The sequence below is a fragment of the Pseudomonas sp. UBA6699 genome, assembly GCF_002454615.1.
GTDB classification, from domain to species: domain Bacteria; phylum Pseudomonadota; class Gammaproteobacteria; order Pseudomonadales; family Pseudomonadaceae; genus Aquipseudomonas; species Aquipseudomonas juntendi.
Window position 1 is genome coordinate 24,454 of sequence record NZ_DKJF01000041.1, and the last position, 14,601, is coordinate 39,054.

General features: G+C 64.2%; 12 protein-coding genes and 4 tRNA genes. 3 read left to right on the plus strand and 13 right to left on the minus strand.

Translation table 11 applies throughout. The features are described 5' to 3' along the window. The first annotated feature begins 130 nt into the window (after window positions 1-130). A complete protein-coding gene (locus B3361_RS07835; RefSeq protein ID WP_009683764.1) occupies window positions 131-1,024 on the plus strand; it encodes a LysR family transcriptional regulator in 894 nt (297 codons plus the stop codon). A 59-nt stretch (window positions 1,025-1,083) separates the two neighbouring features. On the opposite strand, the gene tcuB is transcribed toward B3361_RS07835, so the two are convergent. From tcuB to B3361_RS07855, 4 genes are all read right to left on the minus strand, one after another. Beyond that, on the minus strand, window positions 1,084-2,265 hold the full coding sequence (gene tcuB / locus B3361_RS07840; RefSeq protein ID WP_054905326.1) for a tricarballylate utilization 4Fe-4S protein TcuB: 1,182 nt from the start codon (window positions 2,263-2,265) through the stop codon (window positions 1,084-1,086). Then, complete coding sequence (gene tcuA, locus B3361_RS07845) at window positions 2,246-3,700, minus strand: FAD-dependent tricarballylate dehydrogenase TcuA (protein WP_054905327.1); 1,455 nt, start codon at window positions 3,698-3,700, stop codon at window positions 2,246-2,248. Before tcuA ends, tcuB begins: the two co-directional genes overlap by 20 nt. 142 nt (window positions 3,701-3,842) lie before the next feature. After that, entirely contained in the window at window positions 3,843-4,763 is a 921-nt protein-coding gene (locus tag B3361_RS07850) for a LysR family transcriptional regulator (protein WP_054905328.1), read from the minus strand. A 78-nt stretch (window positions 4,764-4,841) separates the two neighbouring features. Next, window positions 4,842-5,636 (minus strand): substrate-binding domain-containing protein, encoded by a 795-nt coding sequence (locus tag B3361_RS07855; protein WP_054905329.1) that lies wholly within the window; start codon window positions 5,634-5,636, stop codon window positions 4,842-4,844. A 232-nt stretch (window positions 5,637-5,868) separates the two neighbouring features. Between B3361_RS07855 and B3361_RS07860 the strand changes: the two genes are divergently transcribed. Both B3361_RS07860 and B3361_RS07865 read left to right on the plus strand, forming a co-directional pair. Continuing rightward, entirely contained in the window at window positions 5,869-7,113 is a 1,245-nt protein-coding gene (locus B3361_RS07860) for an MFS transporter (protein WP_054905330.1), read from the plus strand. A gap of 7 nt (window positions 7,114-7,120) precedes the next feature. After that, complete coding sequence (locus B3361_RS07865) at window positions 7,121-8,374, plus strand: arsenic transporter (RefSeq protein ID WP_054905331.1); 1,254 nt, start codon at window positions 7,121-7,123, stop codon at window positions 8,372-8,374. A 33-nt stretch (window positions 8,375-8,407) separates the two neighbouring features. Here the strand turns inward: B3361_RS07865 and B3361_RS07870 are convergent, their stop codons facing one another. The 9 genes from B3361_RS07870 to B3361_RS07910 form a co-directional block, all read right to left on the minus strand. Further along, entirely contained in the window at window positions 8,408-9,271 is an 864-nt protein-coding gene (locus B3361_RS07870) for a DUF2242 domain-containing protein (protein WP_009683772.1), read from the minus strand. Window positions 9,272-9,471: 200 nt separating this feature from the next. Further along, a tRNA-Asp gene (locus B3361_RS07875) sits at window positions 9,472-9,548 on the minus strand. 140 nt (window positions 9,549-9,688) lie between these two features. After that, window positions 9,689-9,765: transfer RNA gene (locus tag B3361_RS07880), tRNA-Asp, on the minus strand. Window positions 9,766-9,864: 99 nt separating this feature from the next. Continuing rightward, a tRNA-Asp gene (locus B3361_RS07885) sits at window positions 9,865-9,941 on the minus strand. 66 nt (window positions 9,942-10,007) lie between these two features. Next, window positions 10,008-10,083: transfer RNA gene (locus B3361_RS07890), tRNA-Val, on the minus strand. A gap of 236 nt (window positions 10,084-10,319) precedes the next feature. Next, on the minus strand, window positions 10,320-11,090 hold the full coding sequence (locus B3361_RS07895) for an SDR family oxidoreductase (RefSeq protein WP_054905332.1): 771 nt from the start codon (window positions 11,088-11,090) through the stop codon (window positions 10,320-10,322). Next, window positions 11,090-12,301: an O-succinylhomoserine sulfhydrylase gene (locus tag B3361_RS07900; protein WP_054905333.1), complete on the minus strand. Its 1,212-nt coding sequence runs from the start codon at window positions 12,299-12,301 to the stop codon at window positions 11,090-11,092. Before B3361_RS07900 ends, B3361_RS07895 begins: the two co-directional genes overlap by 1 nt. A 16-nt stretch (window positions 12,302-12,317) precedes the next feature. Beyond that, window positions 12,318-13,823 carry an amidophosphoribosyltransferase gene (purF, locus tag B3361_RS07905; RefSeq protein ID WP_009683775.1) on the minus strand — a complete coding sequence of 502 codons (1,506 nt, stop codon included), beginning with the start codon at window positions 13,821-13,823 and terminating at the stop codon, window positions 12,318-12,320. 42 nt (window positions 13,824-13,865) lie between these two features. After that, the gene (locus B3361_RS07910) at window positions 13,866-14,423 is read right to left on the minus strand and encodes a CvpA family protein (protein WP_029886425.1); all 558 of its coding nucleotides are present in this window, start codon (window positions 14,421-14,423) and stop codon (window positions 13,866-13,868) included. Window positions 14,424-14,601 lie beyond the last annotated feature (178 nt).

The following is a 14,601-nucleotide window of genomic DNA, read 5'->3' on the forward strand; positions in this document are numbered from 1 at the left end:
GATCAATGGACATCATTGATGTTGTGGACACAAGATTGACAGGGATGGATAAATCAATCCAATGCAAATATCGTAGCTATTATTCCGATCCAGGCATCAATTAAACACCGGGGCCAGAGAGCGATTCGAGATGGAATATGAACTCCAAGACATCCGATCTTTCGTGAAAATCGCCGAACTCGGCAGTTTCCACGAGGCTGCGGAAGCGCTGCATTTGTCCCAGCCGGCGCTCAGCCGGCGGATCAAGAAGCTGGAAGAAGGGTTGGGCACGTCCCTGCTTGAGCGCACCACCCGTCGCGTCAGCCTGACCAGTGTCGGGCGCGACTTCCTGCCCAAGGCCAGGCGCCTGCTGGATGACTTCGAAGACTCGATCCTGAGCATTCGCGAGCTGGCCGAGCGCCAGACCGGCCAGGTGACCCTGGCCTGCATCCCCACCGCCGCGTTCTATTTCCTGCCGTCGGTGATTCGCGACTACAACGAGCAATACCCGAAGATCCGTATCCGCCTGCTTGACCTCAGTGCCAACGACGGGCTTGAAGCCGTGCTGCGCGGTGAAGCCGACTTCGGCATCAACATGATGAGCGGCCAGCACCCGGACATCGAGTTCGTCTCTTTGGTACAGGAGCATTTCGTGCTGGCTTGCCGTCGCGACCACAAGCTGGCAAACCGGGAATGCGTGACCTGGACGGAACTGGCCGACTACCGCCTGATTGGCGTGGGCCGGCTGAGCGGCAACCGAATGCTGCTGGACCACGCCCTGTCCGGGCTCAACCTGCGGCCCAAGTGGTTTTATGAAGTGCAGCACCTGTCCACCTCGCTGGGCATGGTCGAAGCCGGGCTGGGCGTGTCGGCCATGCCCAGCCTGGCCATGCCCAACGCCGACCACCCGACGCTGGTCAGCGTGCCGCTGACCGAACCCGAGGTCACTCGCACCCTGGGCCTGGTCTACCGGCGTGGCGCCTCGCTGTCGCCGGCGGCGGAAAAATTCGTCTCGATCCTGCTGGAGAAGTGGCCCAACCGCTGACCGGTCAGCCTGGCGTTGGCCTGGGTGCAGCGAGGGGTGCAGGGCGGCAGCACTCATCGTCATTCCCCGCCCAGGCCGAGGGTGTTGGGGCGGCGCTTCTCGATGGCGAACTTGAGCAGGGCCGCCGAGCGGAACAGCCCATGGGCGAACTTGCCATAGGGCAACGTGATGAACAGCGCCATGACCGTACCCAGGTGCAGCGCCAGCACGATCGCCATCGCTGCAGTATCACGCAGGCCCAGCAAGGCAAGGCCACTGGCGCTGACCAGCAGCAGGAGCAGGATGAAGGCACGGTCCATGGGGCGCTGGGCGACGTCGCCCTGCTCCGGGGCCCGGCGCAGGTTCAGCGCCAGCAACCCGAGCGGGCCGACGATCAGGCCGATACCCCCCAGGGTACCCAGCAGCACCGGCGCGCTGAGCAGCGGGTATGGCGCCTGCTGGCCCAGCAGGTAGTGGTAGCCGGTAGCGACCACCGTGGCGGCAAAGCACAGCATGAAGCCGTAGAAGGTCATGTGATGGAAGCGCCGGCGCCACAGCGTGTAGCGGTCATCGGCATTGTTGCAGCCCTGGCCGTGGCCACCGTCCAGGTACTTCAAGGTCAACACCGCGCTGGTTGCCTCCAGCACGGCGCCTTGGGCGGGTTGCGCCTGGGCGTTTGCAGGCGACACAGCGCGCCAGAAGCGACGTACCGCAACCCCAAGCGCCAGGCCCGCCGCAGCGAATACCCCACCGAACATCAATGCCAGGGTGTTGTGCGGGAATACCGCGTAGAAGTTTCCGGCCAGCCGCCCCGGCAACAACGTGCCGTTGAGCCACAAGGTCAGCAGCAGGAACAGCGATAGGGCCAGCGACAGGGCAACGGCGACGTAGCTGCCGTTGTGCTGATACAGCCGGCCGAAGCGGGCCGGCCAGGCGTACTCGACGTAGGTCTGGCCACGCACCTTGGCCATGGCCTGGGGCACGTTCACGGCAAATTCGTGGGGGTCGGCGTACTGGCAGGCATGCAGGCAGGCCCCACAGTTGTGGCACAGGTTGGCCAGGTAGTGGATGTCGGCCTTGCCGAACTCAAGCCGACGGGTCATTGCCGGGAATACGGCACAAAAGCCCTCGCAGTAGCGGCAGGCATTGCAGATACGCATTTGCCGGTCGACTTCCTGCTCTTCCAGGTTCAGCGCAGGTATCAGTTCAAGTGCTGCGGGTTGGGCGACGGGCTGGTGTGCTTCAGGCAGTTGCGCGGTCATGGTCGTTCTCGTGTTCTGGATGGTCGTGGCCGGTTGCGGCAGCGGCGCTGGTGCCGGCGATGCGGCCGAAGGCAGTGCCGATGGACATGCCGACACCTGCCGTGTAGCCCTTGCCCAGCACATTCCCCGCCATCATTTCGCCGGCGACGAACAGGTTGGGGCTGGGCCGACCGGCAAAATGCACGGCCGCCGTTTCATCGGTGCGCAGCCCCAGGTAGGTGAAGGTCACGCCGGGGCGCAGCGGGTAGCCGTAGTAAGGCGGCGTGTCGAGCGGCCGAGCCCAGTGGCTTTTCACCGGTTGCAGGCCTTGGGTGTGGCAGTCGTCCAGGCGGGTGTGATCGAAGCTGCCGACCCGGCAGGCGCGGTTGTAGGCCTGCACCGTCTCGACGAAGGCCGGCACGGGCAAACCGAGCAACGCCGCCAGCTCCTCCAGGGTGTCGGCGCGGGCGCCCGGGAACACTGGCGGCATGAAACGACCTAGGGCTTTCTGGTCAATGATCGAGAAACCCACCTGCCCTGGCTGCTGAGCCACCAGCCGGCCCCAGATGGCATAGCGCTTGGGCCAGAAATCCTCGCCTTCATCGTAAAAGCGCTGGCCGTCGCGGTTGACCACCACCCCCAGCGACACACAGTCGATACGCGTGCAGATGCCGCCGTCGTAAAGCGGCGCCCGGGCGTCGATCGCCACCATGTGCGCTTGCGTGGGGTCGCCGATGGTGTCGGCACCCTGTTCGATCATGCGGCGCAACAGCACCCCTTCGTTGAACCGCGTACCACGAATCAGGAAGTTGTCCGCAGGCCATTCGCCCCGCTCGTTCTGCCCCCAGGCATCGCGCAACCACTGGCGGTTGGACTCGAAGCCACCGGCCGCCAGCACACAACTGCGCGCCTCGATACGTTCGCCCGGCAGGGTGCGCCCCTGAACCTCGCGCGCCGGCACATGGGCCGCAACGAAGCGGCCGTTGTCCAGCTCGATGTCGGCCACAGGCGTGTCGTAGCGTATCTGCACGCCCAGCTTTTCGGCACTGCGGAAATAGGCATTGACCAGCGCCTTGCCACCCCCCATGAAAAACGCGTTGGTGCGGGCAGTGTGCAGCGCACCGGACAAGGAAGGCTGAAAATGCACGCCATGCCGGTGCATCCAGCCCCGGCAACTGGCAGAGGCACGGATCACCAGGCGCGCGAGCTTTTCGTCGGTCTGGCCCCCGGTGACCTTGAGCAGGTCCTGCCAGAACTCCTCTTCGGGGTATGCTTCGACTAGCACACCCTGCGGGGCGTCATGCATGCAGCGCAGGTTGCGCGTGTGTTGGGAATTGCCACCACGCCAGGCGCGGGGTGCGGCCTCGAGCAGCAGCACGCTGGCTCCGGCCTCGCGCGCCATCAGCGCGGCACAGAGGGCGGCATTACCCCCTCCGATGACTAGCACATCGATCATTTCGCCTCCAGGTCACGAAGCGCCGAATGGTCGGCTGCTCCTCGTGGCCAGGGACTTTAATCAGTGCCTGGGCGGGGCGAAACGCGATGACACCGGGGGGGCCTTCAGTTTTTCTAAAGGGTGGGCAAGCAGCGGGCCACCGTCAGAGCAGCCGGGCGCCAGGCCACCGCCCCTGCTCCACCAGCGCCCGCGCCACTTCCTGCAGCACGATCCGGGTCGCCAGTGCAGCCGGTGACAGCTCGTCGTCGGCCAGGCTGACCATCACATTGCGGCGCTGCGCCTGGGCATCATCAATGGCATAGACCCGCAACCCCGCCTGGTGCGCCCGGGCCACCGTGGCGCCCGGCTGCAGGGTGGCGGCATGGCCCGCACAAACGCAATCCATCAGCAGCGACAGGCCATCGACTTCCATGACAATGTTGGCCTCCAGCCCGGCACGCTCGAAGATCGCGCGCAGGGTCGCGCGCAAGCCGTGCTGTGTGCTGGGCATCACCAAGGGCAGCGTGGCGATCTGCTGCAACGTCAGCGATTCACCCCATTCGGGGCGCACCAGCGCGGCGGGGATGAGTGCAAACAGCCGCTCGGTCAGCAGCGGCCGCACATCCAGCCGCGGCCCCGCTTCTGCCTGGAACAACACCGCAAGGTCAAGGTGCCTGGCGTTGAGCTGGTTCACCAGGTAGCCCGAGAGCATCTCCACCAGGTGCAGGCGGATGTCGGGGTAGCGTTCACGCATCTTGTCGATCAGCGCCAGGCCCAGCACCGACGCTGTAGTCGGCGCCAGGCCCACGCTGACATAGCCGCTCATGCGGCCGCTTTGCGCGGCCAACACAGCGTGCTCTGCCTGGCGCAGGGCCAGGCGCGCGTGGTACTCGAAGGCCAGGCCCGCAGCAGTCGGCGACACGCCGGTGCTCGAGCGCGTCAGCAACCGGGTACAGACCTCGCTTTCCAGCTTTGACAATTGCTGGCTCAGTGCCGAAGCACCGACGCCAAGCTCGACCGCAGCCCTGCCAAGGCTGCCGTGCTCCAGGACACTCAGGAAATAGCGAAGTTGACGTAACTCCATACAGCTCTCTTTCAACGATAGGGGGCTATCCTTGGGCATCTTAGCCTGTAGCAGGCCCGATGGCGCCGCCCCCTGCCGCTAACCGCGCGAATGGGGCAGTGGCTTCAGGCCGCTGTCCTCGATCGCTGCGTCGGCTTGTGGCGATGCCAGGTAGTCAAGCAGCGCCTGCGCGGCGGCATGGTGCTGGCTGTTGCTGACCACCGCGCCCGAATACAGGGTCATTTTCTGGGCTTCGGCCGGGATCAGGCCAACGATATCGATGCCCTTGACGGGTTTGAGCTCGCTCAACTGCTGGAAGCCGATTTCAGCCTGGCCGCGAGCGATCACAGCGCCTACCGGCTCGGCAGGAATCATGTGGGCCTTGGCCGCGAAGCCAGCACCCAGGTGCATGCCGGGGAACAGGGTCTTGGACAGGTAGACGCCGCTGGCGCTGTCGGAGTACGCCACGGATTTGCTGTTGAGCAGTACGGCGCGCAAGCCCTGCAAGGTGCTGATATCCGGCTTGGGCTGGCCTTGGCGCACGGCCATGGCGATGAACGATTGGCCCAGGTCGACCCGGCTGCTCTTGTCAGCCTGGCCACCCGCCACCAGCTTGTCCAAGGCAGCACCCACCATCAGCACAACGTCCGCCGGCTCGGCACGGGCAAGCCTGTTGGGAATGGCCTGTGGCGTTTCGCCCATGGAAGGCGCGGCCAGCACCTGCAGCTTGACCCCGAATTTCTTCTCGTAGGCAGGCGCCACTTCCCGGATTGCGCCCATGATGCCACCGGAGCTCAGGACCGTAAGGGTCGCCGGTTCGGCAGGCGCAGCCTGGGCGAGCGAGCAGGTCAGTGAAGATGCCAATACAGCAGCACAGGACAACATTCGAAACACTGGAGTTTTCTCCGCAGTAAAAGCACGGCATGCTAGCGAAGCGGGAAGCGCCTGCGGCGTGAAGCAGCCATTAAGAATGTTTCACGTACGGTTTTCGAAGCGCTTTTCACCACCCAGTTGTCAATTGAATAACGACCACCGAGCATGGCCCGGGCGAAGCTGTGTGCCTGTCCGTTGCGGCCGGCGCACACCGCAGGTGCGCTCCCCCCATGATCCCTTTCGAGATTGCATCTTGGCCAAACCACGCTCTCCCGCTTCCCCCGACGGCGCCCTCGACTGGCTGAACTTCTTTTTGGCAGATGTGCGCGACGGGCTTGGGCCATACCTGGCCATCTACCTGCTGGCGGTGCATCAATGGCAACCGGCAAGCATCGGCCTGGTGATGAGCCTGGCAGGCATTGCTGCACTGTTGGCGCAAACCCCGGCAGGGGCATTAATCGACCGTACCAAAGCCAAGCGTGCCGTGGTGGTGATCGCTGCGCTGCTGGTGACTGGCAGCTGCCTGCTGTTGCCGTGGATTTCCTCGTTCGGCGGGGTAGCCCTGACCCAGACCATCAGTGCCCTGGCGGGCTCGATCTTTGCGCCAGCGATTGCCGCCATATCCTTGGGCATCAGCGGCCCCAAGGCCTTTACCCGCCGGGTAGGCCGCAACGAAACCTTCAACCATGCCGGCAACGCCTGTTCGGCGCTGCTGGCCGGCGGCCTGGCCTACCTGTTCGGCCCGGTGGTGGTGTTCTACCTGATGGCCGTCTTGACCGTGGCCAGTGTGGTGGCGGTGAGCTGCGTGCCTGCCACGGCCATCGATCACCAACTGGCTCGCGGCCTGGCGCATAGCCCTGGCGGTGATGACGCCCCTGCAGGGCTGCGGGTACTGCTGCACAACCGGACCCTGCTGGTATTCGCCGCGTGTTGCGCGCTGTTTCACCTGGCCAACGCGGCCATGCTGCCACTGGTCAGCCAGAAGCTCTCGCAGGTCGACCTGCAGCTGGCCACCCCGCTGACCTCCGCCTGCATCGTTGCCGCGCAACTGGTGATGGTGCCCATGGCGCTGCTGGTAGGCGCCAAGGCCGAACACTGGGGCCGCAAGCCGTTCCTGCTGATCGGTTTCCTGATACTGCCGCTTCGCGGGGCGCTCTACGTGGTGTCTGACAACCCGTTCTGGCTGGTGGGCGTGCAACTGCTCGATGGCATCGGCGCCGGGATCTTCGGTGCGCTGTTCCCGATTGTGGTCAAGGACCTGACCGAAGGCACCGGCCGATTCAATGTGAGCCTTGGCGCGCTGACCGCGGTGTTCGGGCTGGGCGCCGCGCTCAGCCCTGGCATCGCCGGGCTGGTAGTGCAGGCTGCGGGCTACGATGCGGCGTTCCTGACCCTGGCCGGTATCGCCGGGGTCGCCTTCATCCTGGTAGTGCTGGCGCTGCCAGAAACGCACCCGCGCAGCCTGCCAGCGCCACTGCCCACCCCTGTCGGAAACTGAGCGCCTTATGCAGGTCAGTGAAAGTGCATTGATCATCTGGGCGGTCGCCGCACTGGCGACCTGCGGCGTCATTTTGCGCCCATGGCGCGTTCCGGAGTACGTCTGGGCCATGGGCGGGGCGGTGCTGCTGGTCGGCCTTGGCCTGATGACGCCTCGGCGGGCCCTGGCCGCGGTGGCCGAAGGCGGTGACGTCTACCTGTTTCTGATCGGCATGATGGTACTGGCCGAACTCGCTCGCCAGGAAGGCCTGTTCGACTGGCTGGCACGGTATGCCGTGCAGCATGCGCGGGGTTCCGGGCAACGGCTGTTCGACCTGGTATTCCTGGTGGGCACGCTGGTTACGGTGTTCCTGTCCAACGACGCCACGGCCGTGGTCCTTACCCCGGCAGTCTATGCCGCGTGCAAGGCCGCCAAGGCCGACCCACTGCCCTACCTGTTCATCTGCGCCTTCATCGCCAACGCCGCGAGTTTCGTACTGCCTATCTCCAACCCTGCCAACCTGGTGGTATTCGGCAGCCATATGCCGCCACTGCTGGACTGGCTACGCCAGTTCAGCCTGCCTTCCCTGGCCGCAATCTGCCTGACCTATGGGGTGCTGCGGGTGACTCAGCGCCGGCAGATCCGCCAACCGCTGGCGCTGAGCGTGAGCGGCGCGCCCCTGACGACTGGCGCCCGCCTGTGTGCAATGGGCATCGTGGTCACCGGCGCGTTGCTGCTGGGCGCCTCGGCACTGGACCGGGCGCTGGGGCTGCCAACATTCTGTGCCGGGGTGGCGACCACGGCACTGATCCACCTGTGGCAGCGACGCAGCCCACTGCCGGTGCTGCGCCACGTGGCCTGGGGCGTGTTGCCCTTGGTGGCAGGCCTGTTCATACTGGTCGAAGCCGTTGCACAGACCGGGCTGATCGAACGCCTCGCCCAGGCACTGGCCAGCCTGTCCGCACAAACACCGGTTACCGCCAGCTGGGTCGGCGGCGTGGGTGTAGCGATCGCCAGCAACCTGATGAACAACCTGCCCACCGGGTTGATCGCCGGGTCCATGGGCTCGCTGGTGGCGCTGCCCCAGCAAACCACTGCAGCCTTGCTGATCGGCGTCGACCTGGGGCCGAACCTGTCGATTACCGGCTCCCTGGCCACCCTGTTGTGGCTGGTGGCGATCCGCAGGGAGGGGGAACATGTCAGCGCATGGCGTTTTCTGTGCCTGGGTGCGCTGGTGATGCCACCTGCGTTGGCCGCCGCGCTGCTGGCCCTGTGGGTATGACAGGGCCCGCCAGCGGCCAGCACTGCTAAAGCATCAAGGCGTGGCCGTGGCTGCCTCGGCCGGCTGCGCTTCCTGCTGCACCTGAATCGGCGCTGCTTCGGGCGGCGGTGCCAGCGGCTGCGAACCTTGGCTGTCATCCACCACGGGTGCCACTGGCGCCTCCGTGGCTGGGGCAGCCGCTGCTGGCGCGGGCTGCGTTTCGGTGACAGGCGCGGCCTGCGCGGCGGGCGTAGTTTCAGCAGCGGGTGCCGGCGCTGCTGCCGCCGGGGTCGGTGCCAGCGGGTTCGCCGCCGCTTGCTCCGGCAGCCCCAGGGTAACCGCCGGCTTTTCCACTTTTGGCGCTTCGACCTTGGCTTTGCTGACCTTCTTCGGCTTGGGCAGGTAACTTTCCACCAAGGCAAAATAGCGATCGTAGAATTGCGCCGCCGTTACCGTCTCGCTCGCGACCTTGACCATCGAGTCGTCGCTGGAGCCAATCGGCATCGACACCGACCCCAGCACGCCCACGCCCAGGCTGGCCGAGGTGTTGGACTTTTTCAGCGCGTAGCGGTCCTGCAGGGCGTTGGCGAACATGGTCGAGTGCTGGTCGTCACTCGCGTCTGGCGCGCAGGTAACGTTGAAGCTGATCTGCAGGTGGTTTTCGCTGTTCTGCTGGAAGCTCTTGTTGCCCACTACCTGGTTGGCACCGCTGCTGGTGATGATGTAGCCCTGGCTGAGCAAGGCGCGCCGCGCCGCCTCGCAAGAGCCGGCATCGCTTACCGGGAAACTGCGCGAGAACGTACCCGAGTCAGCGAAGTTCTCGTGCTCGTAGACAGCCGCTTTTTTCGAGGAACAACCGCTCACGCCCGCCAGCACCAGGGCCAGCCCGAGCGCACCAAAGACGGAAGATCTGGTCATTGCGTATTCCGGGTATGTCGAGAGGGTGCCTATTGTGCAACACAGCAGGCAAGCACACCAACCACTGGTCGGTGAAGAACCTGTAAGGTTGGTGTAAATGTGGGCCCAGGCCAATAACAGCCAGGTACCAGAACGAAAAAAGCGACCCGAAGGTCGCTTTGACGTTGCCTCAAGGCGTTCATGGGGCCTTGGGGCGAAGATGGCGCAGCGGACGGGACTCGAACCCGCGACCCCCGGCGTGACAGGCCGGTATTCTAACCGACTGAACTACCGCTGCGTATCATTCAGGCTTGCGCCCGATTGAAACTGGGTCTGACCTTGGGGCACGAGGGCCGCGAGGCAGGCACAAAAAAAGCGACTGGATCATCGCTTCTCTCGTGTTTGTTTCAAGGCGTTCTAGGGACCTTGAAACGAAGATGGCGCAGCGGACGGGACTCGAACCCGCGACCCCCGGCGTGACAGGCCGGTATTCTAACCGACTGAACTACCGCTGCGTATCGTTCAGGCTTGCGCCCGATTGAAACTGGGATCAGCCCAAGGCGTTGGCCTTGTGGCTTCAGACCGGTGCCAGGCACCCATCTGTTACTGAAAAATGGCGCAGCGGACGGGACTCGAACCCGCGACCCCCGGCGTGACAGGCCGGTATTCTAACCGACTGAACTACCGCTGCGCAGTGCGTTCCTCTCTGGCTCTGGGCTTCTTGCGAAACCTGAAGCGGCAGGAACATCTCAGGAAGTGGTGGGTGATGACGGGATCGAACCGCCGACCCTCTGCTTGTAAGGCAGATGCTCTCCCGGCTGAGCTAATCACCCTCGCGATGTTACTTGTTGCGTTTGCTTCGCTGAGGCCGCGAAATTTACGCAGGTGGCGAAGCTAAGTCAATAGCCCCGTTGGATTTTTTTCGAAGAAGTGGCAAGTGGCAAGTGGCAAGTGGCAAGTGGCAAGAAGAAGCATGGGGTCGCTTGATGAATTTCTGAACCCTACAAATGACGAAGGAACCTTGCGGTCCCCTCTTGCAGCTTGCAGCTTGCAGCTTGCAGCTTGAAGCTCAGGTGTAGATCATCTTGCGGGTCATGCCGCCATCGACCACGAACTCTTGGCCAGTGACGAACGCCGCCTGCCGTGACAGCAACCAGGCAACCATGGCAGCCACATCCTCCACGGTCCCTACCCTGCCCGTCGGGTGCTGGGCGTGGTCGGCTTCGCTCAACGGCTCGGCACGGCGCTGCGCCGGGTCACGGGCATCGATCCAGCCTGGGCTCACCGCATTGACGCGGATCTCCGGTCCCAAACTCATCGCCAGCGCATGGGTCAAGGCCACCAGGCCGCCCTTGCTCGCCGCGTAGGCCTCGGTATCGGGCTCGGACTGCCGCGCCCGGGTGGAGGTGAGGTTGACGATCGCCCCGTTGTGCGCACGCAGGTACGGCGCACAATGCTTGGCCAGCAGCATCGGGCCATTCAGGTTCACCGCCAGCACCCGGTTCCACTGCGCCAGGCTCAGGCTTTCCAAGGTCTGGTTGTGCGGGTTGGCGATCGCTGCATTGCACACCAGCGCATCCAGCCGGCCAAATTGCCCGAGCACCTCGGATACCCCGGCACTGACCTGGGCCTCGTCGGCAACGTCCATGGTGATGAACCAGGCATTGTCACCCAGGGCCTTGGCCACCTTGGCACCCCGCTGCCGGTCTAGATCGCTGAGCACCACCTGCCAACCCTCGCAGATCAACCAGGCGGCAATACCCAGGCCGATGCCGCGCGCGGCACCGGTCACCAGCGCTACCCGGCCGTTGTGGCCCGGGGTGCTGCCGCCAATCTGCATCACAGCGCGGCCAACCCACGCGCCAGGTCGGCCTGCAGGTCTGCCACGTCTTCCAGGCCCACGGCAACGCGGATCAGGCTGTCGCGAATACCTGCAGCCTCACGCTCCTGAGGCGACAGGCGCCCGTGGGACGTGGTGGCCGGGTGGGCGATGGTGGTTTTGCTGTCGCCCAGGTTGGTGGTGATGGAAATCACCCGAGTGGCGTCGATGAAGCGCCAGGCGCCCTCTTTGCCGCCCTTGACCTCGAAGCTGACCACTGCACCAAACCCACTCATCTGGCGCTTGGCCAGGGCGTGCTGGGGGTGGCTTGGCAAGCCGGCGTAATGCACCTTCTCCACGCCGTCCTGTTGCTCCAGCCACTCAGCCAGGGCCTGGGCACTTTCGCAATGCGCACGCATGCGCAACCGCAAGGTTTCCAGGCCCTTGGTGAAGATCCAGGCATTGAACGGGCTGAGGGTCGGGCCTGCGGTACGCAGGAAGCCCACCACCTCTTTCATCTGCTCGGCTCGGCCGGCCACTGCGCCGCCCATGCAACGCCCCTGGCCGTCGATGAACTTGGTCGCCGAGTGGAACACGATATCGGCACCCAGCTTCAACGGTTGCTGCAGTGCCGGGGTGCTGAAGCAGTTGTCGACGACCAGCATGGCGCCATGGGCATGGGCGATTTCACTGAGGGCAGTGATATCGACCAGTTCGGCCAGCGGGTTGGACGGCGATTCGACGATCAGCAGCTTGGTGTTGGCCTTGATGGCCTTTTCCCAGCCCGCGAGGTCGGCCAGCGGCACGTAGTCCACCTGCAGGCCGAAGCGCTTGAAGTACTTCTCGAACAGGCTGATGGTCGAGCCAAATACGCTCTGCGACACCAGCACATGGTCACCGCCACTGCACAACGACATGACCACCGCAAGCAGCGCCGCCATGCCAGTGGAGGTGCCCACGGCCTGCTCGGCGCCTTCCATCGCTGCCAGCCGCTCTTCGAAGACACGCACCGACGGGTTGGTGTAACGCGAATAGACGTTGCCTGGCGTTTCGCCGGCGAAACGCGCAGCGGCGTCGGCCGCCGTGCGGAACACATAGCTGGAGGTCAGGAACAGCGCTTCGCTGTGCTCGCCTTCCGGTGTACGGCTTTGGCCAGCGCGCACCGCCAGGGTGTCGAAACCGACACCCTCGAGGTCGCTGTCCAGTCGCCCGGCATCCCATTGATCCGTCATGCCGTCGCTCCCTGAATCAGTTGTTGTAGAGGTCGATGATCGCGCTGACCGCCTGGTTCTTGACCTTGGCCAGGTCGTTACGGGCCTGCTCGATGCGGTCGAGGTAGGCTTCGTCGATATCGCCGGTGACATACTCACCGTTGAACACCGCGCAGTCGAAGTGCTCGATCTTGATCTTGCCGCCGCCGACCGAGTCGATCAGGTCCGGCAGGTCCTGATAGACCAGCCAGTCGGCGCCAATCAACTCACCCACCTGTTCGGTGGTGCGGTTGTGGGCGATCAGTTCGTGCACGCTCGGCATGTCGATGCCGTAGACGTTGGGGAAGCGCACTGCCGGGGCTGCCGAGCAGAAGTAGACATTCTTGGCGCCGGCTTCGCGGGCCATCTGGATGATCTGCTTGCACGTGGTACCGCGCACGATCGAATCGTCCACCAGCATCACGTTCTTGCCACGGAATTCCAGTTCGATGGCGTTGAGCTTCTGGCGCACCGACTTCTTGCGCGCCGCCTGGCCAGGCATGATGAAGGTACGGCCGATGTAACGGTTCTTGACGAAGCCTTCGCGGAACTTGACACCCAGGCGGTTGGCCAGCTCCAGGGCGGCGGTGCGGCTGGTGTCTGGAATCGGGATGACCACGTCGATGTCGTGATCAGGGCGCTCGCGCATGATCTTGTCGGCGAGCTTTTCACCCATGCGCAGGCGCGCCTTGTACACCGACACACCGTCGATGATCGAGTCTGGGCGGGCCAGGTAGACATGCTCGAAGATGCATGGCTGCAGCTTCGGCGCTTCGGCGCACTGCTTGGTGAACAGCTGGCCTTCTTCGGTGATGTACACCGCTTCGCCAGGTGCCAGGTCGCGGATCAGGGTGAAACCGAGCACGTCCAGGGCGACGCTTTCGGAGGCGATCATGTATTCCACGCCTTCGTCGGTGTGACGCTGGCCGAACACCACCGGGCGAATGCCGTGCGGGTCACGGAAGCCGACGATACCGTAGCCGGTGATCATTGCCACCACGGCGTAGCCACCCACACAGCGGCTGTGCACGTGGGAAACGGCAGCGAACACGTCTTCTTCGGTCGGCTGCAGCTTGCCGCGCACCGCCAGCTCGTGGGCGAACACGTTGAGCAGCACTTCCGAGTCGGAGTTGGTGTTGACGTGGCGCAGGTCGGACTCGTAGATCTCCTTGGCCAACTGTTCGACGTTGGTCAGGTTGCCGTTATGCGCCAGGGTGATGCCATACGGGGAGTTGACGTAGAACGGCTGGGCCTCGGCCGAGGTCGAGCTGCCCGCGGTCGGGTAGCGCACATGGCCGATGCCGATGTTGCCCACCAGGCGCTGCATGTGGCGCTGCTGGAACACGTCGCGCACCAGGCCATTATCCTTGCGCAGGAACAACCGGCCGTCATGGCTGGTCACGATACCGGCAGCGTCCTGGCCGCGGTGCTGGAGGACCGTAAGCGCGTCATACAGCGCCTGATTGACGTTCGACTTACCGACGATACCGACGATGCCACACATGCGACGCAACCCCTACTTTGATGAAACTTGAGTGAATAGCGCTCAGGGCTTAGCTGGCCCGAGCAACTGTTCCTTGAACGGAAGATCAGCCGGAGCGCTGATCAGACCACCGGGCGACCATTGGCCGGCGAAACCCAGAATCAGGTTTTTCGACCAGTCGGCGACCAGAAGAAATTGTGGTATCAGGCGCGATTCCTGCCACCAGGTGTCCTGTTGAACCGGCCCCAGGCTGATCAGGCCGATGGCCACCACTACCAGCAAGGCCCCGCGCGCGGCGCCGAAGGCCATGCCCAGGAAGCGATCGGTGCCGGACAGCCCGGTCACGCGGATCAGCTCGCCGACCAGGAAGTTGACCATGGCCCCCACCAGCAAGGTGGCGACGAAAAGAATGGCGCAGCCGGCGATGACGCGCATCGATGGTGTCTGGATGTAGCTTTCAAGATACACCGAGAGCGAACCGCCGAACATCCAGGCAACCGCACCGGCAATGATCCAGATGAGCAAGGACAAGGCTTCCTTGACGAAGCCGCGCTTGAGACTGATCAGTGTGGAGACGGCGATGATCGCGATGATCGCCCAATCAACCAGGGTAAATGCCACGGTGCTGCCTGCAGACGTTTGAGGCGGCGCATTTTACCAGAGCGGTGGGGGCTTGGGTAAGCGGAATGTCAGGTGGATTGGTGTTTGCTTCATCGCCGGCAAGCCAGCTCCCACAGGGATCGCCTTAAGGGCTGACAGGTGTTTGCCGTAAGGCCTGGCAGCGCCTGTTAGAGCGAGC